Here is a 24,433-nt window from a genome sequence, read left to right as displayed (position 1 = left end):
TTTTTCCCAGAATTTAGATTCTCCATTGAATTTATTTAAGCTTGTTGCGAACCTCCCAAAGCTCACGACTACCGGTGGAGTGTTCCATTTATATAAAATTGCTGCCCCTATTTTAAAAATCGCGCCTAGGCCACCTAGCGCAACCACCCTAAGAAAACCCTCTATCTGTAAAAGCATAGAAAAATATGTCTCGTCGCTCAGTTACTAAAAAGCGTGTTGTGCCGCCTGATGCCGTGTACAACAACCGTCTTCTCAGCATGACTATCCGCCGTGTGATGAAAAGCGGCAAAAAATCCTTGGCAGCACGGATTGTTTACGATGCCCTCGACATCATCAAAGAAAGAACTGGCAGCGATCCCATCGAAGTCTTTGAAACAGCAATCCGTAACCTGACTCCCCTCGTGGAAGTTAAGGCCCGTCGTGTTGGTGGCGCAACCTACCAGGTGCCCATGGAAGTCCGCCAAGGCCGGGGTACTGCTTTGGCCCTCCGTTGGTTAATCGGTTATGCTCGGCAACGCTCCGGTAAAAGCATGGCGATCAAGCTTGCCAACGAATTGATGGATGCAGCCAACGAAACGGGCGGCGCCATCAAGAAGCGGGAAGATACCCACCGGATGGCAGAAGCGAACAAGGCTTTCGCTCACTACCGCTACTAAAAACAATCTATGCCGGGGAAGATTTCAGTTTGTTTTTCACAACAAAAAATCCCCCGGTGCTAGACGAAACGAAACAGCAAGACTATAATAATGAGTCGCCATTGCTAAGAAGTATTAAGCAACTGTTTTCATCATCATTTTTCGGCGCGCACACTTTAAAGAGATTTTTTTTGATTGTGCGATCGCCTTTAGAAAATCAGTTTGCAGGAGGTCATCGTGCCACGTAGCATCGCCCTAGAACAAGTCCGTAACATTGGCATTGCCGCGCATATTGATGCGGGTAAAACCACGACAACTGAAAGAATTTTGTTCTACTCCGGGATTGTCCACAAGATCGGAGAGGTTCACGATGGCAACGCAGTGACCGACTGGATGGAACAAGAACGGGAGCGGGGTATTACAATTACCGCTGCCGCGATCAGCACGAGCTGGCGTAACCACAAAGTTAATATTATTGACACCCCTGGACACGTTGATTTCACGATTGAAGTAGAGCGCTCGATGCGGGTGCTCGATGGTGTAATCGCAGTTTTTTGTTCCGTTGGTGGTGTGCAACCCCAATCAGAAACCGTTTGGCGTCAGGCTGACCGGTACCGCGTGCCCCGGATTGCCTTCGTCAATAAGATGGACCGCACCGGCGCAAATTTCTTTAAAGTTTACGAACAAATCCGCGATCGCCTCAAAGCCAATGCCATCGCGATTCAGATTCCCATTGGTACCGAAAGCGAATTTCAAGGCATCATTGACCTGGTGAAAATGCGGGCCCATATCTACAAAGATGATATTGGTCAGGATATTGAAATTACAGAAATTCCCGCAGAACTACAGGATAAAGCCGCTGAATATCGCACGATTATGATCGAGGCGATCGCCGAGAGTGACGAAAGCCTCCTGGAAAAATATCTAGAAGGAGAAGCCTTTACCGAAGCAGAAATCATGGCCGCACTCCGGCAAGGAACCATTGCCGGGACGATTGTTCCCCTGTTGTGTGGCTCTGCCTTTAAAAACAAAGGCGTACAACTCCTCCTTGATGCCGTTGTCGATTACCTGCCCTCCCCCCTAGATGTTCCTCCTATTCAAGGGGAACTCCCCGATGGCACCCTAGGCGATCGCCCAGCCGATGACGAAGCCCCCTTTGCCGCTTTGGCCTTTAAGATTGCCTCTGATCCCTACGGTAGACTCAGTTTTATCCGTGTCTACTCCGGTGTTATCGAAAAAGGCAGCTATGTCTACAACTCCACAAAAGACCAAAAAGAACGAATTTCTCGTCTAATTGTCCTCAAATCCAATGAACGGATTGAAGTTGACGAACTTCGCGCCGGCGATCTCGGTGCCGTCATCGGCATGCGTGACACAATGACTGGTGACACCCTCTGCGAGGCAAATGACCCGATCATCCTCGAATCCCTCTACATTCCAGAACCTGTCATTTCCGTCGCCGTCGAGCCGAAGACCAAACAAGATATGGAGAAGCTCTCTAAAGCGCTCCAAGCCCTATCCGATGAAGACCCGACCTTTCGTGTCAGTGTCGATCCGGAGACCAACCAAACAGTAATCGCAGGGATGGGAGAACTTCACCTCGAAATCCTTGTGGACCGCATGCTGCGAGAATTCAAAGTTGAGGCAGATGTCGGTCAACCCCAAGTCGCCTACCGGGAGACAATTCGCCAGAAAGCAGATGCCGAAGGTAAATTTATCCGTCAGAGTGGCGGCAAAGGCCAATACGGCCATGTTGTCATCCAGATTGAACCTGGAGATGAAGGCAGTGGCTTTGCGTTTGAATCAAAGATTGTTGGTGGTGCCATTCCACGTGAATACATCCCGTCTGTAGAACAGGGGATGAAAGAAGCATGCGAATCTGGTATCATCGCAGGCTACCCGATGATTGATCTCAAAGCCACCCTGCTTGATGGCTCTTTCCACGACGTAGATTCCTCAGAGATGGCGTTTAAGATTGCCGGTTCTATCGCAATCCGTAATGCCGTTGACCAGGCCTCTCCCGTGGTGCTAGAACCCGTCATGCAGGTTGAGGTCGAAGTCCCTGAGGAATTCCTTGGTGACATCATGGGTGACCTCAATGCCCGTCGGGGCAACATCCAAGGTATGAATTCCGAAGAAGGCCTGGCTAAGGTTTCTGCAAAGGTTCCACTGGCAGAAATGTTTGGTTACGCTACCGATATCCGTTCAAAAACCCAAGGACGTGGTATCTTTTCGATGGAATTCAGCAACTACGATGAGGTGCCTCGCCATGTGGCTGAAGCCATCATCGCAAAAAACAAAGGGAACGCAAACTTTTAACGATTAAGGAATAACGAAACTCATGGCACGCGCTAAGTTTGAAAGAAACAAAGACCACGCCAATATTGGTACTGTTGGCCACGTTGACCACGGTAAAACAACGCTAACCGCAGCGATCACTATGGCCTTAGCGGCTCAAGGTGGCGGTAAAGCGAAGAGCTATGAAGATATCGACGCGGCTCCTGAAGAAAAAGCGCGTGGTATCACCATCAACACTGCCCACGTAGAGTACGAGACAGAAAATCGTCACTATGCTCACGTTGACTGCCCTGGTCACGCTGACTATGTGAAAAACATGATCACTGGTGCAGCACAGATGGATGGCGGTATCCTTGTGGTTTCTGCAGCCGATGGCCCGATGCCCCAGACCCGTGAACACATCCTCTTGGCCAAGCAGGTTGGTGTACCTAGCCTTGTTGTTTTCTTGAACAAAGAAGACCAAGTTGATGACGAAGAACTCCTTGAGTTGGTTGAACTTGAAGTTCGTGAATTGCTCAGTGAATATGACTTCCCTGGCGATGATATTCCGATCACCACTGGTTCTGCGCTCAAGGCTGTAGAAGCCCTCGTTGCTAACCCCAACATCAAGCGTGGCGAAGACAAGTGGGTTGACAAAATTTTGGCCCTGATGGATAGCGTTGACGAATATATGCCCCTGCCTGAGCGGGATGTTGACAAGCCTTTCTTGATGGCTGTCGAAGACGTCTTCTCCATTACTGGTCGTGGTACTGTTGCCACCGGTCGGATCGAGCGTGGTCGCGTTAAAGTTGGCGAAACCATCGAAATCGTTGGGATCAGAGACACCCGCAGCACCACCGTTACTGGTGTTGAAATGTTCCAGAAGACCCTCGATGAAGGGATGGCTGGGGACAACGTTGGTGTACTCCTCCGTGGTGTACAAAAAGATGATATCGAGCGCGGCATGGTCCTTGCTAAGCCCGGTTCTATCACCCCCCATACCAACTTCGAAGCTGAGGTTTACGTTTTGACTAAAGAAGAAGGTGGTCGTCACACGCCTTTCTTCCCCAACTACCGTCCTCAGTTCTACGTCCGGACAACCGACGTAACTGGCACCATCTCTGCTTTCACCGCCGATGATGGCTCCAGCGCTGAAATGGTTATGCCTGGCGATCGCATCAAGATGACCGTAGAACTCATCAACCCCATTGCCATTGAGCAAGGGATGCGTTTTGCAATCCGTGAAGGTGGCCGCACTATCGGTGCTGGTACCGTTTCTAAGATCCTGAAGTAAGCCTAACGGCTGAATTCACTGGTGGGGAGCGGGTTTAAAGCATACGCCTACTCCCCATTCAGGCTCAAAACCTAGCTTGGTAAAATTACACAGCCGCTTTTTCGACGTGTGATTTGTAATCTATCCTGCACCTTGACAAATAAAAACAATGGCAACTCTGCAACAGCAAAAAATCCGGATTCGTTTGAAAGCATTTGACCGTCGCCTACTCGACACATCTTGCGAAAAAATTGTTGATACCGCTAACCGTACCAACGCAACGGCGATCGGCCCAATTCCTCTTCCCACGAAACGTAAAATTTATTGTGTGCTCCGCTCTCCCCACGTCGATAAAGATTCCCGGGAGCACTTCGAGACCCGGACTCACCGTCGCATTATTGACATTTACCAGCCCTCTTCTAAAACCATTGATGCTTTGATGAAGCTTGACCTACCGGCTGGGGTAGATATTGAAGTGAAACTCTAGGCTAAGGCCAATATTTTTCAACCTTAAAAAAGTCATCTTTGAATGATATTCAATCTGGGTCTTTTCTGAATTTATTTCGGGGAAGACCCTTTCCGTTTCCCTTAGGTTTTGTATATCCGCTACAGTATAAACAGATCGTATTTGTCACCGCCCATGACCTCTTTTTCCGTTGCTGTCCGAGAACTACCGCTTTTCCCGTTACCGGAATTGGTGCTGTTTCCATCGCGGCCTTTACCGCTCCATGTGTTTGAGTTTCGGTACCGCATTATGATGAACACGATTTTGGAGCATGATCGGCGTTTTGGGGTATTAATGGTCAATCCTGTTGATGGCACGATCGCCAATGTGGGTTGTTGCGCAGAAATTGTCCACTGTGAAAAATTACCCGATGGCCGAATGAAAATGTTGACGATTGGCCAACAGCGATTTCGGGTTTTAGATTATGTCCGTGAAAAGCCCTACCGGGTCGGTTTGGTGGAATGGATCGAAGATGATCCCACGACAGGAAATTTATCTTCTTTGGCGGTGGATGCGAAACAGGTGTTGATGGATGTGGTGGGTTTATCCGCTAAGCTCGCCGGTCAAGATCTAGAACTACCGGAGGAATTGCCGGATCTGCCACGGGAATTGTCTTTTTGGATTGCGGGTAGTTTGTATGGCGTTGCAGAAGAGCAACAGGCCCTGTTGGAATTACAAGACACCCAGGAAAGATTGCGGCGGGAGGTGGAAATTTTGACTTCTACAAGAAATCATTTGGCGGCCAGAACGGCGTTGAAAGATGTGTTTGAATAACTGAGATTGTCCCTAGATAGTCATGGAAAAGTTGTATTAAAGCGATGGTGGACTGGTCACAGACGGATTTGGAAGGGGCGATCGCCAACTTTTCAGAGATTCAAACGGAAATCAATTACCAACACGCCCAGGATGTACTCCGCCAGGCATTGCAACATCTGGATCTCACCCAGACAGAACAACAGGGCCTAGAGGGAGAAATTGCCCAGCTTTCACAGATGCTGGATAAATTAGAACAAACCCGTCTGCAAATCGCGGCCTTTGGTTTGGTGGGACGAGGCAAATCCTCGGTCTTAAATGCACTGTTAGGGAAAGAGGTTTTTCAGACCGGGGCCCTCCATGGTGTCACGACGGATATTCAGCAGGTGCCTTGGACATTGCAGACGGAGGCGATCGCCAATAGCGAAATTCAGCGGGCGACTTTTTTTCGGGAAGGCCAGGGACGTTTAGAGTTGATTGATACCCCAGGTATTGACGAGGTGAACGGCGAAACCCGCGAACAGCTCGCTAAACTGATTGCCAAGCAAATGGATTTATTGCTGTTTGTCATCGCTGGAGATATGTCACGGGTCGAGTTTGAAGCCTTGTCCCAACTCCGGGACGTGGGCAAGCCGATGATCTTGGTTTTTAACAAGGTAGATCAATACCCCAGCACTGACCGAGATTTGATTTACCAAACCATCTGCGATCGCCGGGTGAAAGAATTGCTCTCCCCCGCAGAAATTGTCATGGTTTCGGCGGCTCCCCTCGTCACCAAAATCACTACCGATGCCACAGGACAACGCCACATCCTTCGGGAACGGGGAACCGCGAATGTCATTGATCTCAAGTTGAAAATTCTTGAAATCCTCGACCGGGAGGGAAAAGCCCTTTTAGCGCTCAATTCCATGCTCTTTGTGGATCGGCTCCATGGCCAACTGACCCAACGTAAACTTCTATTGCGCGCCCAGGCAGCGGATCGCCTCATTGAGCGGGCGATGCTCACCAAAGCGGTTGCTGTGGCTTTAAATCCCGTGACAGTTGTGGATGTATTTAGTGGGGCGGTGGTAGATGTGGCCCTGATTATTCGTTTGGCCCAGTGGTATGGTTTGCCCTTAAACCAACGGGAGGCGATCGCCCTGCTCCAGAAAATTGTCTTGAGTATGGGCGGCATTAGCCTTGGGGAAGTGTTGGCAAATCTTGGCCTCAGCTCCCTAAAAACCGCCCTGGGGGTTAGTGCGCCACTTACGGGAGGATTATCGGTCATGCCTTATCTTTCTGTGGCAGTGACCCAGGGGGCGATCGCCGGACTCACGACCCAAATTATCGGCCAAAGCACCCAAACCTATTTAGCCAATGGTGGTTCCTGGGGGGACGCTGATCCGAAAGTCGTCGTTAAAAACATCATTGAATCTTTGGATCGAGACTCTATTTTGCACCGACTACGCCAGGAACTCACGGCCAAATTACAGCCCCAGTAGAGCATCCCAGAAAATCACCGCTACCATGATTGTATCGATACATAATTTTTTAGTAAAAAATGACGAGCCAACCTCTTCCCCACTATTACGCCGTCCAGGCTAGGGCAAGCAACATTAGCAACGTCACCCTCGAAAGTACTGGCCTAAACGCCATGGAGTCTGCTCCTCCTGTAGAATTTGGCGGGCCAGCAGGATATTGGTCGCCAGAAACTTTATTGGTAGCGGCGATCGCCGATTGTTTTATCCTCAGTTTTCGGGGGACAGCCAGGGCCTCTAATTTTGCTTGGGAATCTTTGCATTGTTCCGTGGCAGGCACCCTAGAAAAAGTGGATCGTTTGACCCAATTTACCCATTACCAAATCACCGCAACCCTCATGATCCCCCCGGAGAGTGACCCCGCCAAGGGCGATCGCCTCCTCCATAAAGCAGAAGCCAATTGTTTGATTACGAATTCCCTTTTGGGCACGGTCTCCCTTGAGACCACCATTCAAGTGCATTAAATATTGGCGATCGCCCCCAGGATTTCCTGGGAAATAAAAGGGAGAATGGCGCGATTTTTCGCATTGGCTTCCCCTTCTGTGAACACAACCAATAAATAAGGTTGCTGCCCCGGCACTTCGATGTAGGCCGCATCATGGCGGGCGCGGCTCGTCCAACCCGCCTTCGACCACAGTTGACTACCGTCTGGGAGCACTTCCCCCAAAAAGCCTGTTACTTGATTTTCCTCTTCAAATTCCTGCAGATCCGCCGGATCAAGGGAGCGGTTCAATAAATGAATCATGCTTTGGCACCGTTCACGGGAGACAGCAACGCCACCCATAATGCTGTGAAATAACCGGGCGATCGCATTGGTGGTGAGCATATTTCGATTTTCATAGTTTGCCCCCAAAAACTGCCGCTCCCGACCGTAGGGGCCATTACTCCAAGGTTTTTGATTGACATTGATCGGCGCGAGTTCCGCCCAACCGAGGGACTGATAATAGCGATTGATAATGTTGCGTTGGTGGCTCCAGGTTTGCAATGGTTCCGGGGGGAGTTCCGGGCCGCTGGTGGTTCCGGTGAGACTATCGACAATGTAGCTCGTGGCGTCGTTGCTCGACTCAACAATCATGTCCTGGATTGCCCGTTCTAGCTCGGTGCTGTCCTGGAGCATTCGTCCCTCTAGCCATTCGTGGATCGCCACTAAATAAAAAAGTTTCACCACACTCGCCGGATAAAGGCGCACATCACCCCGATATTGAAACCCCCTGACTGGGTGCTCCCAAAAAGCTTCTGGGGAAAGGGCACCATCGGTATTGACCACCACCGGATTGTCATAGACCAACCACGTTAGGGCGATTTGTTCGGGACTCAGGCTGGGAAATTTGCGCCAGGTCGTCTGTAAAATCTGCTGTCCTAGTTCCGTGAGGCGATCGCAACTTTGATAGAACGGCACACCCTCTCTCCTTGCTTACATTAATGGTAAGATTCTGGCATATTTTCAGTGGGAGGCACGGTTATCGATGGCGGAACCCTGGCAAACGGTCTTAAATTTTTGGTTTGGCCGACCTGATGCGCCGGATTATGGTCAACCCCGCAAAGAATGGTTCCGCAAAAGCCAAGCATTTGACAATGCTGTTGCCGAAACTTTGGGGCCTTTATACCGAAAGGCGATCGCCGCAGAATTCAGTACCTGGCGTGATGCCCCCGAATCTTGCTTGGCTTTAATTTTGCTTTTTGATCAAGTGCCCCGCAATCTCTTTCGTGGTGATCCCCAAGCCTTTGCCACAGATCCCCAAGCATTAGCCCTAGCGAAACAGGCGATCGCCCAGAAATTTGATCAAGATCTTTGGCCAATTCAACGAGTATTTCTCTACCTTCCTTTTGAGCACAGCGAAAATCTTGATGATCAATACCAATCTCTCGCCTTGTTTCGTCAACTGGAAAAAAATACTGCAATGGGCAGCGATTTTTTAGAATATGCCCAGCGCCACTTTGACGTTATTCAGCAATTTGGGCGTTTCCCCCACCGCAATCAAATTTTGGGCCGCACCAGCACCGAGGCCGAATTGGACTTCCTTGCCCAACCAGGTTCCTCCTTTTAACGGGTGCGGGTGCTAAAACGACTGCGCCATTTTTTTATTACAAACTTAGACCGAAACCATGGATCAATTTGCACTTTTTGACCAAGACCTCAGCCCCGAAATTTTAGAACGCTACCTCAAATCTGGGGCGATCGCCGTTGATACCGAAACCATGGGCCTCAATCCCCACCGCGATCGCCTTTGTCTGGTGCAACTCTGTGATGATGCTGGCTATGTCAGTGCGATTCGCATTGCCCAGGGTCAGACCACCGCTCCCAACTTAAAAGCCCTAATGGAAGCCCCTAAAATCACAAAAGTTTTTCACTTTGCGCGGTTCGATCTTGCCCAACTACGCCATGTCTTTGGCATCGAAACACAACCTTTTTTTTGCACTAAGATCGCCAGCAAATTGGGCCGCACCTATACTTCTAGCCACGGTCTCAAAGCATTGGTCAAAGAATTAATGGGCGTCGAACTAGACAAATCAGCCCAAAGCTCTGACTGGGGAAATGTGGCGGCCCTCAGCGTGGAACAGCTCAAATACGCCTCAAACGATGTGCGCTATCTCATTCCGATGATGCACAAGTTGACGGCCATGCTCCAGCGCGAAAACCGTTGGCCCCTGATGGAAGAATGTCTCCGTTGTCTCCCCACCTTTATTAGTTTAGATCTTGCTTTTTATGACAATGTTTTCGAGCACTAAAAGCGTTCGTTAATTACTGGCTTTAGCGGTGACTTCTGCACTTTTTTCGGGTTCAATGATCCGACGAATTTCTGAGTAAAAAGCAGTCTGTAAAACGCCTGTTTTATTCGTGACGATGTTGGTTCTGAGGCGGAGATTTTCATTGCCAAACCATTGCCGCTCGATAATTTTCACTTCTCCCGCTTCCAGGGTAACGATCAGAATTTGATCTTCCCCAAGGCGATACCGACCCTGGGCAAAGGTACGCTCATCTAGGCTGAAGGCTTGCCCTTGGGTCGGCTGGTCGGGATTAATCACAAAGGCAAATAAAGAACTGCCAATCGCTTTCGGTTTGCCCCAATCTACGGAGGTGTCCCAACTGCTCTGGAAGACACGCCAATGTTCATTGGGAGCCTGGGCGATCGCCGTTGCAAAACGACTCACTTCAGGGTGATCGAGGGGCAGTAGCTCAAAGGCTAAGTTGGCTTTGCCATTATCAGGCTCTGGGTGGTGGGCTTGATAAAATGTGCGCTGGGCGAACCAATTGCCCGCACTCTGATGGATAAAGGCGTTGATATCCATAAAAACAGTTACAACAGGATAAAAGTCAGAATTCGATCCATCATACCGGACTGCCCCAGGGCTGACAAAAGTCAGTTATTCCCAGTAAGTTACTCCCAGTAAAAATCGTCATTGCGCACGGTTTGGGGAGTGCGATAGTTGTAAGGCTCGATGCTTAGGGCACTGCTGAGGATTAAATCCAGGTCACGGTCAGCATCAAAGGCGATTACTTCACCGCTGCTATTACCGCCAAGCAACCACCCCCCGAGGGCACCGAGGCCGCCACCCAGGAGAATTTCGCCGAAATCAATGCTGCGATCGCCTGTGAGTAAAGCAATAATCGCTGCCGCCCCAGCCCCGATCGCTGCCCCTTCTAGGAGATCACCGCCATCGGCACCTTGGTTAATATTTTCAACGCGATTATTGACCCGGGATTCAGCATAGATACGCTGGGTGTCGTTATTATCAAAAATCAAGCGTTCAGCAATGAATTGGGAACCGCCCCGCACGGGTCGAATTTGTCCCTCAATTTCTGTGCCATAGGGAATTAAAATCTGGCCATTGCGATCTCGCAGGTTGGCGGCTACTTCCACGGTCAAATCCAGGGTTTCTTCAGAAGACACGAGAATGCGCTCGGCGTCAGGGTACATCACCGGAATACTCGTCCCCCGCGCAATGGTGATCGTTTGGCCGTAATATTGGCCCTGGCGTTGAATGGTCGTGTTGCGGTTCGACTGGCGTGGGAAAAGTTGGGCCTGGGCTGGATTTAGTGCAGCAAAGGGGGCGATCGCCGTACTCAAGAGCAAGGCACTCAAACAAGTAATGGTGCCGGTTTTCCCAGGAGAGATTGAAGTAGTAGACATGGCAAATATCCCTTTACTGAATAATTAAACTGAAAAACTGATTCACATAGGTCAGTCTTTAAAGACGTGCGCTTGGGGTCGTTTGTTTCCAATGACCAGAGCATCCCTCGTTATAATCATAGGCATTCCCTTGAGAAGGCCCAGAATTTTTGCATGTTTGGACAGTTTCAGCAGAGTAACATTCGCCTCGAAATCAACGCTTCTAGCCAGACCATCCGTGAGAGCCTAACCCAGCCTCAGCAACTCAAACAATGGCTCTGGTTGCAGCGCTGGCCGGAGCTGCCCGCCCAATTGACGACGGGGACGACCTTTACGACCCAGATTGGGGTTGTGCCGATTCACCACACCGTTGAGACGCTCCATGACCACGGCATTCGCTTTCTATTGCGCCAGGGGATTGACGGTTTCCATGGGTGGTCTTGGGATGATGGCTGGCTCCAGTCCCATTTAGAAGGCGTTTCTCTGTTACCGTTAAATTTGGGTCAGACAGTAACGCTGCTCAGTTTACGTCGTTTCATCGAAACCAAAGCAGCAAAATCGTAAACAAAATTTCTGTGTGAATTATTTATGGAAAGGGGATTATTGTGGCTGCCGCTATTGGCGCTATTTATCGGGCTAGCCTGGGCTGGTTGGGCCGAATACCAAAAAATTGAGGCCTATCAACGGTGGGCCGAAGGTTTTGATCAAGCAAAATATGATTTGTATTCGATTCTGGGTTACCGCAATGGTCAGATTACCTACGGTAAAGCGACCCGGCGAGGCATGGTGGATCTGCAAACGGTGGCGATCGCCTCAATCCAAAAGATTGCCCTACGCGTTGATCAACAAGTGATTGATCGCTTAGACGAGCCAGAAAAATTACCCCGCCAGGGAAAAGCCTTTTTATTACTCGAAACCCAGGATCAAGGAACCCTCGAAATTCCCTTTACCCAAATTGAATTAGCCGCCCAATGGGGCCTGTATCTCCGCAAATTTCTGGGATTAGGGATCTAGAGATTGACCCTTCTGGGTCCGCAACCGCACGGAATCCCCATGGGAGGGCAGACCTTCGGCTTCGGCCAGGGTTTGTACGGCACTGGCAACGTTTTGGAGTGCCTTGGCAGAATATTGAATAATACTGGAGTGCTTCATAAAAGTTTCTACCCCCAGGGCCGAGGCATAACGGGCTGCCCCAGCCGTCGGTAGAGTATGGTTTGGCCCGGCGAGATAATCCCCCACTGCTTCCGGGGTTGAGTGGCCCAGGAAAATCGCGCCAGCATGGCGAATTAAGGGTAATAGTTCCCAGGGTTCTGCCACTTCCAGTTCGAGGTGTTCTGGGGCAAAGAGATTAGACAGTTCGGCGGCTTTTTCGAGGGAGTCAACCACCACCACGAGGCCATAGTGGGCGATCGCCTTTTCCGTTAACTCTTGACGGGGGTGATTTTCTAACTGTTGGGCTACCGCTGCTTGTACCTGTTCGGCGAATTCTTGGTCGGGGGTGAGGAGGATCGCCGCTGCTAGGGGGTCATGTTCTGCCTGGGCGAGGAGATCCGCTGCTACATGGGTCGGATTTGCACTATTGTCTGCAATCACCAGCACTTCCGAAGGCCCTGCCAAGGAATCGATCCCCACGCGACCGTAGACCATTTTTTTGGCAAGGGTGACGAAAATATTCCCCGGCCCAGTAATCACATCCACTGCCGGAATTGTTTCTGTACCGTAGGCGAGGGCGGCGATCGCCTGGGCCCCCCCAACGCGATAAATTTCTTCGATGCCTGCTTCCTGGGCCGCGACTAAAACCGCCGGATTAATTTTGAGATCTGGCCCTGGGGGCGTCACCATCACAATTTTTGGCACACCAGCCACCTTTGCTGGAATCGCATTCATCAGCACTGTACTCGGATAGGCCGCGCGGCCCCCTGGCACATACAAACCCGCCCGATCCACAGCCGTGTAACGTTTCCCTAAAACCACATCATTTTGGCCAAACTGCACCCAGGATTTAGGCACCCGTTGGCGGTGAAAGGCTTCGATTTGGCGACTGGCCAGTTGGATCGCCTCTAGCAGGGGACGGTCAATTTGTTGGTAGGCCGCATCTAGCTCGGCGGCAGAAACCCTTAATTTTTCGGGGGTGAGGGTTTGGCGATCAAATTTTGCCGTGAAATCAACCAACGCGCGATCGCCACTATTTTTCACCGCTGTGACAATCTCTTTCACCGCCGCCTCTTGGGTTAGAGCTACATCATGGGAGGTGCGGTTCGCAATACGTTGTAACTCAGAAGGGGCATCAGTCTGCTGATAGAGAATGCGCAGCATAGAAAATATCAATCACTCATTGCTTAAAATCTTGTCTCATTCTACTGAATTTTCCTAACCAATGGCAGCCATTCCGCGCTTATCCTCGGTTTTCGTGGTAGAATTTCACCTCTGAAATTAGAGACTTCCAACTCCTAACCTAAATTCTGCGGTGATTGATCTCAGTGGGGCAACTTTTGCTACAATGAGATTTTTGATCATCTATATTTATCTGTCCACCTAAATTAACCTAGACCACTGTGGCTAATATTAAATCTGCGATTAAGCGTATCCAAACTGCTGAACGTAATCGTCTCCGCAACAAATCCTATAAGTCTGCGGTCAAGACCCTCACCAAAAAGTGCCTCCAAGCGATTGAACAATATGCAGCGGCTCCCTCTGCAGATGCCCAGGCAGAAGCACAAAAATATCTCTCTGCAACCTACAGCAAAATTGATAAAGCTGTAAAACGGGGAGTTTACCATCACAATACGGCTGCCCGGAAAAAAGCACGGCTCGCAAAGGAATTTAAACAAGCAACTGGACAAGTGGCCGCCTAGGACGAGAGAGCGGTCGCGTTCTCTGGGGTTTTCCCTATTTGCTAATCATTTGAAGGAGCCGCTGTCACTTTTACCATGCAACTTGTTGACACCCATGTGCACATCAACTTCGATGTTTTCCAAGAAGATATCGAGGCGATCGCCAGTCGTTGGCGTGCCGCTGGTGTTGCCCACTTGGTCCATTCCTGCGTCGAACCCCAAGAGTTCACTGAAATTCAAGCCCTGGTTGATCGGTTTCCGGAGCTAAAATTTTCTGTCGGCCTGCATCCCCTCGATGCAGATAAGTGGACAGAGACCATGGCTGCAGAAATCAAGACCTTGGCCCAGAGTGATTCGCGGATCGTTGCCCTTGGGGAAATGGGCCTAGACTTTTTTAAGGCGGAAAATCACCGTCACCAAAAAAAAGTACTCAGAGCGCAACTTGAGCTGGCGGCGGAACTCGATTTGCCGGTGATCATTCACTGTCGTGATGCAGCGGCAGAATTGTTAGCAATCCTCAAAGAGTTTCAGGCGAATGATCAACCCGTGCGCGGTGTAATGCATTGTTGGAGTGGCACCCCCGAAGAAACTCAATGGTTTCTTGACCTTGGTTTTTTCGTTAGCTTTAGTGGTGTGGTGACTTTTAAAAATGCTGAACAGGTCAGGGATTCCGCTCGTCTAGTGCCCGATGATCGCCTTTTGATCGAAACAGATTGTCCTTTTCTTGCCCCTGTACCCAAACGGGGAAAGCGAAATGAACCAGCCTTTGTCCGCCATGTGGCAGAATACCTTGCCCAATTACGGGAAACTTCTTTGGAAACCCTTGCCCAACAAACGACAGCTAATGCCCGCCAGCTGTTTCGGCTGCATTTCTAAATATCTTTTTTATTTTGTCGGCATTCTCGTCACCTTAGGGGTCAACCTAGGGATCAGAGAAGGTCGCATTCTGCTGTAGGAGCCTTTGTCCCGGACTATCATTGAAGGGCCTTTTGACTTCTACACAAACTCTCTACCTAACCCAAGGCGATCGCCTGCCATCTGCTGCACCATTGCCTCCCAGTTATCCCGACCCAAGATAATACTTATGACTCATATCACCCAAAGCCTGCTTCCTGATCTAATTGATATTCAACGGTCAAGCTTTCGTTGGTTCCTTGAAAAAGGGTTAATTGAGGAGCTCAACAGTTTCTCGCCCATCACCGACTATACCGGCAAATTAGAGCTGCACTTCATTGGGGAAAAATACCGTCTCAAAGAACCCAAGTACAGCATGAGTGAGGCCAAGAGTCGGGATAGCACCTATGGTGTCCAGATGTATGTGCCCACCCGCCTCATCAACAAAGAAACTGGCGAAATCAAAGAACAGGAAGTCTTCATTGGGGATCTACCTCTGATGACAGACCGTGGTACCTTCATCATCAATGGTGCAGAACGGGTAATCGTCAACCAAATTGTGCGATCGCCTGGGGTTTATTACAAATCCGAAGTCGATAAACATGGTCGTCGCACCTACTCCGCATCCCTCATTCCTAACCGTGGGGCATGGTTGAAATTTGAGACAGACAAAAACAACATTGTCTGGGTGCGGATTGATAAAACCCGTAAGCTTTCAGCCCAGGTACTCCTCAAGGCCATGGGTCTATCCGACAGCGAAATCCTTGACGCCTTGCGGCATGCTGACTTCTACCAAAAAACCCTCGAAAAAGAAGGCAATCCCAGCGAAGAAGAAGCACTCCTCGAACTCTATCGCAAGCTCCGCCCCGGTGAGCCTCCCACGGTCAGCGGTGGTCAGCAGCTATTAGAATCCCGTTTCTTCGACAACAAGCGCTACGACTTGGGTAAAGTCGGTCGTTACAAAATCAATAAAAAGTTACGGCTCAACATCCCCGATACCGTACGGGTACTTACTCCCACCGATATCCTCTCGGCGATTGATTATCTTATTAACCTAGAATTCGATACCGGAAACATTGACGACATCGATCACCTGGGCAACCGTCGTGTCCGGTCCGTGGGGGAACTCCTACAAAACCAAGTACGTGTTGGTCTAAACCGTCTTGAACGCATCATTCGTGAACGCATGACTGTCAGTGAAGCCGACACCCTAACACCAGCCTCCTTGGTTAACCCAAAACCCCTTGTTGCGGCGATTAAGGAATTTTTCGGCTCCTCCCAGCTTTCTCAGTTTATGGATCAAACCAATCCACTCGCTGAGTTGACCCACAAACGGCGTCTATCCGCCCTCGGCCCTGGTGGTTTAACCCGTGAACGGGCCGGCTTTGCTGTGCGAGACATTCACCCCACCCAGTATGGTCGGATTTGCCCTGTAGAAACCCCAGAAGGTCCCAACGCTGGTCTCATCGGTTCCCTAGCAACCTATGCCCGCGTTAATGAATATGGCTTTATCGAAACGCCCTATTACAAAGTCGAAAACGGCAAAATCCTCTTTGACCAAGGCTCTGTTTACCTCACGGCAGGCGAAGAAGACGATCTGCGGGTTGCCCCCGGCGATGTACCACGGGATGAAGACGGTAACATTCTCGGTGAAACAGTTCCCGTGCGTTATCGTCGCGAATTCTCGACCACCACTCCCGAACAAGTAGACTATGTGGCAGTTTCGCCCCTACAAATCGTCTCTGTTGCAACCTCACTGATTCCGTTCCTAGAGCACGATGACGCAAACCGTGCCCTGATGGGTTCTAACATGCAACGGCAGGCTGTTCCCCTCCTCAGACCAGAACGTCCCCTTGTTGGCACCGGTCTGGAGGCACAAGCAGCCCGTGACTCTGGGATGGTTATTGTGTCCCGGTGTGATGGTGTTGTTACCTTCGTTGACGCTACCGTAATCCGCGTGCAACCAACCGGTGAAGGAACCGAGGACGCCGCTGAAATTGTTTATCCTCTGCAAAAATATCAGCGTTCTAACCAAGATACTTGTCTTAATCAGCGTCCCCTTGTAGACATTGGTGAAGATGTTGTCGCTGGTCAGGTTCTCGCAGATGGCTCCGCAACTGAAGGTGGTGAAATTGCCCTCGGTCAAAATGTGACCATCGCCTATATGCCCTGGGAAGGCTACAACTACGAAGACGCAATCCTAATCAGTGAGCGCCTTGTATATGACGATGTGTATACCAGTATCCACATTGAAAAATTCGAAATTGAAGCCCGTCAAACAAAGTTGGGGCCTGAAGAGATTACCCGTGAAATTCCCAACGTTGGGGAAGATGCTCTGCGTCACCTCGATGAACAAGGGATTATTCGCATTGGTGCTTGGGTAGAATCTGGTGACATTTTGGTCGGTAAAGTCACTCCGAAAGGTGAGTCCGATCAGCCACCGGAAGAGAAACTCCTACGGGCAATTTTCGGGGAGAAGGCACGGGATGTACGGGATAACTCCCTCCGGGTTCCCAACGGTGAAAAGGGACGTGTGGTTGATGTCCGTGTCTTTACCCGTGAGCAGGGCGATGAATTACCCCCGGGTGCCAATATGGTGGTTCGGGTCTACGTGGCTCAAAAACGAAAAATCCAAGTTGGGGATAAAATGGCAGGCCGCCACGGGAATAAGGGGATTATTTCCCGGATTCTCCCGATTGAGGATATGCCTTACTTACCCGATGGTTCCCCTGTCGACATTGTGCTCAATCCCCTAGGGGTTCCCTCCCGGATGAACGTAGGCCAAGTTTTTGAGTGTCTCCTAGGCTGGGCCGGCGAACATCTCAATGCTCGCTTTAAGATGATGCCTTTCGACGAAATGCACGGAGCTGAAGCATCACGGGAAACCGTACATGGCAAAATTCGCGAAGCAGCGAAAAAGCCAAACAAAGACTGGGTCTTTAATGAAGATGAACCTGGCAAAATCCAAGTCTACGATGGTCGGACTGGGGAATCCTTTGATCGAGCCGTGACTGTCGGTAAAGCGTACATGCTTAAGCTTGTTCACTTGGTTGACGATAAGATCCACGCGCGTTCTACGGGGCCGTACTCTCTGGTGACGCAGCAGCCCCTTGGTGGTAAAGCCCAGCAGGGTGGTCAGCGCTTCGGGGAAATGGAGGTTTGGGCTCTCGAAGCTTATGGAGCCGCCTATACTCTCCAAGAGTTACTCACGGTGAAATCCGATGATATGCAAGGACGTAACGAAGCCTTAAATGCGATCGTCAAAGGGAAGCCGATTCCTCGCCCAGGTACTCCCGAATCTTTCAAAGTTCTAATGCGAGAATTGCAATCCCTGGGTCTCGACATTGCTGTTCATAAAGTGGAAGCAGCCGATGATGGTACCAGTCGTGATGTGGAAGTAGATTTGATGATGGACAATCAACGTCGCGCCCCTAACCGGCCCACCTATGAGTCAGTCACCAATGAAGATCAAGAGGATTTAGTAGAAGAGGCAGCAGAGTAAGCATCCTTAAAAGTAGTGGGGCCAGCATTTTGCCAAATGTACCCCATGCTTTTTGAAGCTTACACAGGCCAAATTTTATTCGTCGAGTCGTTTTTAAAGAGCAGTTACGGGCATGAAAAGTCAACAAGAGCAACATTTCGATTACGTCAAAATTGGTATTGCTTCTCCTGAACGGGTACGCCAGTGGGGAGAGCGGACTTTACCAAATGGTCAAACCGTCGGCGAGGTCACAAAACCAGAAACCATTAACTACCGGACGTTAAAACCGGAAATGGATGGTTTATTTTGTGAGCGGATTTTTGGCCCGGCCAAGGACTGGGAATGCCACTGTGGTAAATACAAGCGGGTTAGACACCGGGGAATTGTCTGTGAGCGTTGTGGCGTAGAGGTCACTGAATCCCGGGTGCGTCGTCATCGCATGGGGTACATCAAGCTCGCTGCGGCAGTTACCCACGTTTGGTATCTCAAGGGGATCCCCAGCTACCTCAGCATTTTGCTGGATATGGCACTGCGGGATGTGGAGCAGATTGTTTATTTCAATGCCTATGTCGTCCTCGATCCGGGTAATGCGACTAACCTCAGCTATAAGCAACTATTGACGGAAGATCAGTGGTTAGAAATTGAAGAGCAACTCTACAGCGAAGATTCTCAGTTAGAGGATGTGGAAGTTGGCATTGGGGCTGAAGCGATTGAGCGTTTGTTGCAAGAGCTTGAGTTAGAGGCGGTTGCTGAGGAACTACGGGAAGGCATTGCTAATTCTAAAGGTCAAAAACGGGCGAAGTTAATTAAACGTTTGCGCGTTATTGATAACTTTATTGCGACTGGGGCACGCCCTGAATGGATGGTTCTGAACAGTATCCCTGTCATTCCACCGGATCTGCGCCCGATGGTGCAGCTCGATGGGGGCCGCTTTGCCACCTCCGATTTGAATGATCTTTATCGCCGCGTTATCAATCGAAACAACCGTCTCGCTCGATTACAAGAAATTCTGGCACCGGAAATTATCGTCCGCAACGAAAAACGGATGTTGCAAGAGGCGGTGGATGCGCTAATTGACAATGGCCGTCGTGGTCGGACAGTTGTCGGTGCAAATAACCGTCCCCTCAAGTCTTTATCGGACATTATTGAAGGGAAGCAAGGTCGTTTCCGGCAAAACCTCCTTGGGAAACGGGTTGACTATTCTGGTCGTTCTGTCATCGTGGTTGGGCCAAAGCTAAAAATTTATCAGTGTGGTCTGCCCCGTGAGATGGCCATTGAACTGTTCCAGCCTTTTGTAATTCAGCGACTGATTAAGAGCACTATTGTCAGCAATATTAAGGCGGCGAAAAAGCTGATTCAACGGGGGGATGAAAGTGTTTGGGATGTGCTCGCTGAAGTAATTACGGGTCACCCTGTACTACTCAACCGGGCACCAACGCTACACCGACTAGGAATTCAGGCTTTTGAACCGATTCTCGTGGAAGGTCGCGCGATTCAGTTGCACCCGTTGGTTTGTCCTGCGTTTAACGCTGACTTTGATGGCGACCAAATGGCGGTGCACGTGCCTTTGTCTTTGGAGGCCCAAGCTGAGGCTCGTCTGTTGATGCTGGCTTGTCATAATATTCTTTCGCCCGCTACGGGTAAACCCATTGTGGCTCCTTCCCAGGATATGGTTTTAGGTTGTTATTATTTGACGGCGGAAAATCCAGGGGCACAGCGGGGTGCGGGACGCTACTTTAGCAGTATGGATGATGCGTTGCGGGCCTATGAGCAAGGGGATGTGGATTTGCATGCCTATGTATGGTTGCGCTACCTCGGCGATGTTGAGACCAATGAGGCGGATGATCGGGTGTTGGAATCTGAAACGTTAGAGGATGGTTCTATTTTGAAAATTTACCGTGAACGGAAGGTTCGGGAAACGGCAGAGGGTGAAATGATTAGTCAGTTTATCCGCACAACGCCGGGACGAATCATCTACAACAAGACGATCCAAGATGCCCTTGATTTAACCGAGCGGACGCTCCCAGAAGGACTACCTGTATAAGGTGACTGTAAGCGGAAAGAAAAGGGCGATCGCCTTTTGCTTTCTTTAAGTTTTTCTTCTTAAGTTATTAATACCAGAGATCACAAAAAACCATGACCAAGGAAAAACCCGCCGTTTTTTACAACCGCATCATCGATAAAGGACGTCTGAAAAAGCTGATGTCCTGGGCCTACACGAGTTTTGGTTCTGCCCACTGTGCCACCATGGCCGACGAACTGAAAACCCTTGGTTTTCGTTACGCAACCCAGGCTGGTGTCTCGATTAGTGTCGATGACCTCCAGGTACCGCCCATCAAGCGGCAGATGCTAGACAGCGCCGAACAGGAAATTAAGACCACAGAAGCGCGCTATTCCCGTGGTGAAATCACTGAGGTTGAGCGTTTCCAAAAGGTTATTGACACCTGGAACAGCACCTCTGAATCCCTTAAAGATGAAGTGGTCAAAAACTTCCGGGAAACCAACCCCCTCAACTCCGTTTACATGATGGCCTTTAGTGGTGCCCGGGGTAATCTCTCCCAGGTGCGTCAGTTGGTCGGGATGCGCGGCTTGATGGCGGATCCCCAAGGGGAAATTATTGACTTGCCGATTAAAACCAACTTCCGGGAAGGTCTGACGGTAACTGAGTATATTATTTCCTCTTACGGTGCGCGGAAAGGTCTGGTAGATACGGCACTGCGGACTGCGGACTCCGGTTACCTAACCCGTCGTCTGGTGGATGTTTCCCAGGATGTGATCGTTCGCGAAGAAGACTGCGGCACCGCCCGGGGTCTCAAACTCCGCGCCATGACTGATGGTGAGCGCGAACAGATTTCCCTCGAAGACCGCCTCTTTGGTCGGGTACTCAATGCCGATGTGGTTGATCCCAAAACTGGGGAAGTCATTGCCCAACGAAATCAAGATATTGATGCTGATCTGGCGAAGAAAATTGCGACTACGGTAGCTGAAGTGGAAGTGCGATCGCCTTTAACCTGTGAAGCGGCCCGTTCCGTCTGTCGCAAGTGCTATGGTTGGAGCCTTGCCCACGGTCACATGGTCGATATGGGAGAGGCCGTCGGGATTATTGCGGCCCAATCCATTGGGGAGCCTGGCACCCAGTTAACCATGCGGACTTTCCACACCGGGGGGGTATTTACCAAGGAAGCCGCCCGGACGATCAAAGCCTCCAAAGCTGGCACGATTCAATTTAAAGATGGCCTCAGCACGCGGCGGATGCGGACGCCCCACGGGGATGAAGTAGAGCAGGTAGAAGTAGCCGGTACTCTGGTGTTGAAGCCCAGCGACAATGGCAAAATGGTAAGCCATGCGCTCTCACCGGGTTCCTTTGTCTTGGTGGCAGAAGGAGCTTCCGTCAAGAAAGGCGATCTGCTCGTTGAAGTTGGTGCGGGTCAGAAAACCCAAAAATCCACCGAGAGAGCGACCAAAGACGTTTCCTCCGATCTGGCTGGGGAAGTTCTCTTTGATAACCTCATTGCCGAAGAAAAAACGGATCGTCAAGGCAACACAACCCGCTCCGCCCAAAGAAGTGGTTTGATGTGGGTTTTAGCTGGGGATGTTTATAATCTGCCGGCTGGGGCTGAACCCGTCGTTGAAAACGGCACCCATGTCAATGTGGGTGATATCCTCGCTGAAACAAAATTAGTTTCCCTCTCCGGTGGTGTTGTACGACTCATTCCCAACAGCCGAGAGATTGAAATTGTCACCGCTTCGGTACTCCTAGATGAGGCGAAGGTACTCCACGAAACTGGGGGCGGCTCAGAACAATACATCATTGAAACCTCTAAAGGGGATCAGTTCCTCCTGAAAACAGCCCCCGGCACGAAGGTGCAAAACAACGCCAACATCGCTGAACTTATTGATGACCGCTACCGGACAACCACCGGAGGCATCATCAAATACTCTGGTGTAGAAGTGGCCAAGGGCACGAAAAAACAGGGCTACGAAGTGCTGAAAGGGGGCACACTCCTTTGGATCCCAGAAGAAACCCACGAGGTAAACAAGGATAGCTCTCTGCGTATCGTCGAAGATGGCCAGTACGTCGAAGCGGGCACAGAAGTCGTTAAGGATATTTTCTCTCAGTCGGCTGGGGTCGCAGAGGTCATCGAAAAGAATGACATTCTCCGGGAAGTGATTATTAAGCCGGGTGAATTGCACCTGACCGAAGAGGCGATCGCCGATAAATATCACGAACAACTGATCCAGCCCGGTGAAGAGGTGATCCCTGGGGTGACCATCGACAAACTGAGCTACGGCGAAAAAGTGATCAGCACCGAAGGGGTCGCGCTCCTTGTCCGTCCCGTCGAGGAATTCCAAGTCGAGGATACTCCCGTTGAACCGTCCCAAGGTTCCATTAACGAACAGGGCGCAGGCCGGAATATCGAACTCCATGCTGTCCAGCGCTTATTCTTTAAAGATGGCGAACGGGTGAAATCCGTTGATGGTGTTTCTCTCCTGAGCACCCAATTGATTATCGAAATTGGTGCCATTGAAGGGGAAGATGAAGATGTCCTGGCGAACCTCTATGCGGACATTGAACTTCAAGATGATCCCACCGATGACGAAGTAAAACGTCTCCAGTTAGTGATTCTTGAGTCCTTGATTCTCCGCCGTGATTCCGATAGTGATCCCTTTGGCGGCCAAGTTCAGACCCGACTCATGGTCGAAGATGGCCAGGAAATTGCCCCTGGCGCAGTGGTGGCCCGCACGGAAATTCAATGTAAAGAACCCGGTGAGGTTCGAGGGATCCGTTCCGGTCAAGAAGCGATCCGCCGTTTGTTGATTGTGCGTGATAGCGATCGCCAAACCCTCGCCATCGACGGCAAAGCCAAGGTGAAAGAAAATACCCTGGTGGTTGCTGGCACCGAAATTGCCGAAGGCGTTGTGATCGAAGATTCCGCCCAAGTCCTTAAGGTCAGCGACAAAGAAATTGTCCTCCGTCATGCCCGGCCCTACCGTGTGTCTGGTGGTGCAGTCCTGCACATCGACGAAGGTGATCTTGTCCAACGGGGTGATAATCTCGTGCTGCTCGTCTTTGAGCGGGCAAAAACTGGGGACATCATCCAGGGTCTCCCCCGGATCGAAGAACTCCTCGAAGCCCGGAAACCCAAGGAAGCAGCAGTGCTCGCCCGTCGCCCTGGCACCTGCCAAGTCGAATACCTCGACGACGAAACCGTGGATGTCAAAGTCATCGAAGATGATGGTGTCATTAGCGAGTATCCGGTTAGCCTCAACCAAAGTGTGATGGTAGTTGATGGTCAACGGGTTGGCCCAGCAGAACCCCTCACTGACGGCTTGAATAATCCCCACGAAATCCTAGAAATTTTCTTTGATTACTACGCTGAGAGTAAGGGGATATACGAAGCAGCTTTGATTGGTCTCCGGGAATCTCAACGGTTCTTGGTAGAAGAAGTGCAGCGGGTTTACCAGTCCCAGGGCATTGACATTTCTGACAAACACATCGAGGTGATCGTGCGTCAGATGACGGCAAAAGTCCGCATCGATGACGGTGGCGATACCACAATGTTGCCAGGAGAATTAATTGAGCTACGTCAAGTAGAACAAGTTAACGAAGCCATGTCCATTACTGGTGGTGCACCGGCCCGTTACACTCCAGTGCTCCTGGGGATTACCAAAGCTTCCTTGAACACCGATAGCTTTATTTCTGCGGCTTCCTTCCAAGAGACCACACGGGTACTTACCGAAGCGGCCATTGAAGGTAAATCCGATTGGTTACGGGGTCTTAAGGAAAACGTGATTATCGGTCGCTTGATTCCGGCCGGAACGGGGTTTGCGAGTCAAAATGATTTCGTGGACGAAGGCACTTCACGGTCTCCCAATGGCTACAGCAATGTTGTGACCAATGACAATGGTGCTGGGTTATCGAGTCGTACCTATGATGACCTCGATGGCAGCGAAATTCTCGATGATCAAACAGCGCGGGCCTTTACGGAAGGAAAATCAAACCGTAAGGATATTATCTCTGGCGATGAATTGATTTCTGATGATACGCCGATCCCGTCGGATGTTCAGGGAAAAGCACCTGTGATTGATGATGATGCGATGATTGATGATAATTGGATGAAAGACCAATAATGGTGATCTAAAACCTGAAA

At 50.3% G+C, this 24,433-nt stretch carries 20 protein-coding genes; 16 read left to right on the top strand and 4 right to left on the bottom strand.

What is annotated here, in order from left to right; all coding sequences use genetic code 11:
• The first annotated feature begins 185 nt into the window (after positions 1-185).
• The 7 genes from rpsG (at position 186) to FEK30_RS14560 (ending at position 7,424) form a co-directional block, all read left to right on the top strand.
• A complete protein-coding gene (rpsG, locus tag FEK30_RS14590) occupies positions 186-656 on the top strand; it encodes a 30S ribosomal protein S7 (protein ID WP_012307671.1) in 471 nt (156 codons plus the stop codon).
• Between the two features lie 216 nt (positions 657-872).
• Positions 873-2,954: an elongation factor G gene (gene fusA / locus FEK30_RS14585; protein ID WP_138073576.1), complete on the top strand. Its 2,082-nt coding sequence runs from the start codon at positions 873-875 to the stop codon at positions 2,952-2,954.
• A 22-nt stretch (positions 2,955-2,976) separates the two neighbouring features.
• Positions 2,977-4,206 carry an elongation factor Tu gene (gene tuf / locus FEK30_RS14580; protein ID WP_012307669.1) on the top strand — a complete coding sequence of 410 codons (1,230 nt, stop codon included), beginning with the start codon at positions 2,977-2,979 and terminating at the stop codon, positions 4,204-4,206.
• A 148-nt stretch (positions 4,207-4,354) separates the two neighbouring features.
• A complete protein-coding gene (gene rpsJ, locus FEK30_RS14575) occupies positions 4,355-4,672 on the top strand; it encodes a 30S ribosomal protein S10 (RefSeq protein WP_002800099.1) in 318 nt (105 codons plus the stop codon).
• A gap of 153 nt (positions 4,673-4,825) precedes the next feature.
• Entirely contained in the window at positions 4,826-5,464 is a 639-nt protein-coding gene (locus FEK30_RS14570) for an LON peptidase substrate-binding domain-containing protein (protein ID WP_012307668.1), read from the top strand.
• Positions 5,465-5,508: 44 nt separating this feature from the next.
• Positions 5,509-6,924, top strand: coding sequence for a GTP-binding protein (locus FEK30_RS14565; RefSeq protein ID WP_138073575.1), 1,416 nt, complete (start codon positions 5,509-5,511; stop codon positions 6,922-6,924).
• Between the two features lie 59 nt (positions 6,925-6,983).
• Positions 6,984-7,424 carry an OsmC family protein gene (locus FEK30_RS14560; RefSeq protein WP_062435128.1) on the top strand — a complete coding sequence of 147 codons (441 nt, stop codon included), beginning with the start codon at positions 6,984-6,986 and terminating at the stop codon, positions 7,422-7,424.
• Here FEK30_RS14560 and FEK30_RS14555 read toward each other — a convergent pair.
• Positions 7,421-8,359: a serine hydrolase gene (locus FEK30_RS14555; RefSeq protein WP_138073574.1), complete on the bottom strand. Its 939-nt coding sequence runs from the start codon at positions 8,357-8,359 to the stop codon at positions 7,421-7,423. The genes FEK30_RS14560 and FEK30_RS14555 overlap by 4 nt on opposite strands.
• Before the next feature lie 67 nt (positions 8,360-8,426).
• Between FEK30_RS14555 and FEK30_RS14550 the strand changes: the two genes are divergently transcribed.
• Positions 8,427-9,008 (top strand): DUF924 family protein, encoded by a 582-nt coding sequence (locus FEK30_RS14550; protein WP_138073573.1) that lies wholly within the window; start codon positions 8,427-8,429, stop codon positions 9,006-9,008.
• A 58-nt stretch (positions 9,009-9,066) separates the two neighbouring features.
• Complete coding sequence (locus FEK30_RS14545) at positions 9,067-9,690, top strand: ribonuclease D (protein WP_138073572.1); 624 nt, start codon at positions 9,067-9,069, stop codon at positions 9,688-9,690.
• Between the two features lie 9 nt (positions 9,691-9,699).
• Here the strand turns inward: FEK30_RS14545 and FEK30_RS14540 are convergent, their stop codons facing one another.
• Together FEK30_RS14540 and FEK30_RS14535 are read right to left on the bottom strand one after the other, a co-directional pair.
• The gene (locus FEK30_RS14540) at positions 9,700-10,251 is read right to left on the bottom strand and encodes a phycobiliprotein lyase (protein ID WP_138073571.1); all 552 of its coding nucleotides are present in this window, start codon (positions 10,249-10,251) and stop codon (positions 9,700-9,702) included.
• 89 nt (positions 10,252-10,340) lie between these two features.
• A complete protein-coding gene (locus tag FEK30_RS14535; RefSeq protein ID WP_138073570.1) occupies positions 10,341-11,093 on the bottom strand; it encodes a hypothetical protein in 753 nt (250 codons plus the stop codon).
• Between the two features lie 153 nt (positions 11,094-11,246).
• Here FEK30_RS14535 and FEK30_RS14530 point away from each other — a divergent pair, with 153 nt between their 5' ends.
• The gene (locus FEK30_RS14530) at positions 11,247-11,636 is read left to right on the top strand and encodes a hypothetical protein (protein WP_012307660.1); all 390 of its coding nucleotides are present in this window, start codon (positions 11,247-11,249) and stop codon (positions 11,634-11,636) included.
• 24 nt (positions 11,637-11,660) lie between these two features.
• Positions 11,661-12,086 (top strand): hypothetical protein, encoded by a 426-nt coding sequence (locus tag FEK30_RS14525; protein ID WP_138073569.1) that lies wholly within the window; start codon positions 11,661-11,663, stop codon positions 12,084-12,086.
• Here FEK30_RS14525 and hisD read toward each other — a convergent pair.
• Positions 12,075-13,388, bottom strand: coding sequence for a histidinol dehydrogenase (hisD, locus tag FEK30_RS14520; protein WP_138073568.1), 1,314 nt, complete (start codon positions 13,386-13,388; stop codon positions 12,075-12,077). The genes FEK30_RS14525 and hisD overlap by 12 nt on opposite strands.
• A 239-nt stretch (positions 13,389-13,627) precedes the next feature.
• Here hisD and rpsT point away from each other — a divergent pair, with 239 nt between their 5' ends.
• From rpsT to FEK30_RS14495, 5 genes are all read left to right on the top strand, one after another.
• Positions 13,628-13,927, top strand: coding sequence for a 30S ribosomal protein S20 (gene rpsT / locus FEK30_RS14515; protein ID WP_012307657.1), 300 nt, complete (start codon positions 13,628-13,630; stop codon positions 13,925-13,927).
• Between the two features lie 75 nt (positions 13,928-14,002).
• A complete protein-coding gene (locus FEK30_RS14510; protein WP_138073567.1) occupies positions 14,003-14,782 on the top strand; it encodes a TatD family hydrolase in 780 nt (259 codons plus the stop codon).
• Positions 14,783-14,990: 208 nt separating this feature from the next.
• Entirely contained in the window at positions 14,991-18,302 is a 3,312-nt protein-coding gene (gene rpoB, locus FEK30_RS14505) for a DNA-directed RNA polymerase subunit beta (RefSeq protein ID WP_012307654.1), read from the top strand.
• Positions 18,303-18,414: 112 nt separating this feature from the next.
• Entirely contained in the window at positions 18,415-20,325 is a 1,911-nt protein-coding gene (locus FEK30_RS14500) for a DNA-directed RNA polymerase subunit gamma (RefSeq protein WP_012307653.1), read from the top strand.
• Positions 20,326-20,417: 92 nt separating this feature from the next.
• Positions 20,418-24,413 carry a DNA-directed RNA polymerase subunit beta' gene (locus tag FEK30_RS14495; protein ID WP_138073566.1) on the top strand — a complete coding sequence of 1,332 codons (3,996 nt, stop codon included), beginning with the start codon at positions 20,418-20,420 and terminating at the stop codon, positions 24,411-24,413.
• Positions 24,414-24,433 lie beyond the last annotated feature (20 nt).

The organism is Picosynechococcus sp. PCC 11901, from assembly GCF_005577135.1.
In the GTDB taxonomy this organism is placed as follows: Bacteria; Cyanobacteriota; Cyanobacteriia; order Cyanobacteriales; family MRBY01; genus MRBY01.
This window is presented reverse-complemented; position numbering and strand designations above follow the sequence as displayed.

What these genes read in the sequence shown, in the direction of transcription:
- FEK30_RS14550 (WP_138073573.1), top strand. Translation starts at nt 8,427, where the DNA reads ATGGCGGAACCCTGGCAAACGGTCTTAAATTTTTGGTTTGGCCGACCT.
- rpsG (WP_012307671.1), top strand. Translation starts at nt 186, where the DNA reads ATGTCTCGTCGCTCAGTTACTAAAAAGCGTGTTGTGCCGCCTGATGCC.
- rpsJ (WP_002800099.1), top strand. Translation starts at nt 4,355, where the DNA reads ATGGCAACTCTGCAACAGCAAAAAATCCGGATTCGTTTGAAAGCATTT.
- FEK30_RS14525 (WP_138073569.1), top strand. Translation starts at nt 11,661, where the DNA reads ATGGAAAGGGGATTATTGTGGCTGCCGCTATTGGCGCTATTTATCGGG.
- FEK30_RS14530 (WP_012307660.1), top strand. Translation starts at nt 11,247, where the DNA reads ATGTTTGGACAGTTTCAGCAGAGTAACATTCGCCTCGAAATCAACGCT.
- hisD (WP_138073568.1), bottom strand. Translation starts at nt 13,388, where the DNA reads ATGCTGCGCATTCTCTATCAGCAGACTGATGCCCCTTCTGAGTTACAA.
- FEK30_RS14540 (WP_138073571.1), bottom strand. Translation starts at nt 10,251, where the DNA reads ATGGATATCAACGCCTTTATCCATCAGAGTGCGGGCAATTGGTTCGCC.
- tuf (WP_012307669.1), top strand. Translation starts at nt 2,977, where the DNA reads ATGGCACGCGCTAAGTTTGAAAGAAACAAAGACCACGCCAATATTGGT.
- FEK30_RS14495 (WP_138073566.1), top strand. Translation starts at nt 20,418, where the DNA reads ATGACCAAGGAAAAACCCGCCGTTTTTTACAACCGCATCATCGATAAA.
- FEK30_RS14510 (WP_138073567.1), top strand. Translation starts at nt 14,003, where the DNA reads ATGCAACTTGTTGACACCCATGTGCACATCAACTTCGATGTTTTCCAA.
- FEK30_RS14570 (WP_012307668.1), top strand. Translation starts at nt 4,826, where the DNA reads ATGACCTCTTTTTCCGTTGCTGTCCGAGAACTACCGCTTTTCCCGTTA.
- FEK30_RS14545 (WP_138073572.1), top strand. Translation starts at nt 9,067, where the DNA reads ATGGATCAATTTGCACTTTTTGACCAAGACCTCAGCCCCGAAATTTTA.
- FEK30_RS14565 (WP_138073575.1), top strand. Translation starts at nt 5,509, where the DNA reads ATGGTGGACTGGTCACAGACGGATTTGGAAGGGGCGATCGCCAACTTT.
- rpoB (WP_012307654.1), top strand. Translation starts at nt 14,991, where the DNA reads ATGACTCATATCACCCAAAGCCTGCTTCCTGATCTAATTGATATTCAA.
- FEK30_RS14500 (WP_012307653.1), top strand. Translation starts at nt 18,415, where the DNA reads ATGAAAAGTCAACAAGAGCAACATTTCGATTACGTCAAAATTGGTATT.
- FEK30_RS14535 (WP_138073570.1), bottom strand. Translation starts at nt 11,093, where the DNA reads ATGTCTACTACTTCAATCTCTCCTGGGAAAACCGGCACCATTACTTGT.
- FEK30_RS14560 (WP_062435128.1), top strand. Translation starts at nt 6,984, where the DNA reads ATGACGAGCCAACCTCTTCCCCACTATTACGCCGTCCAGGCTAGGGCA.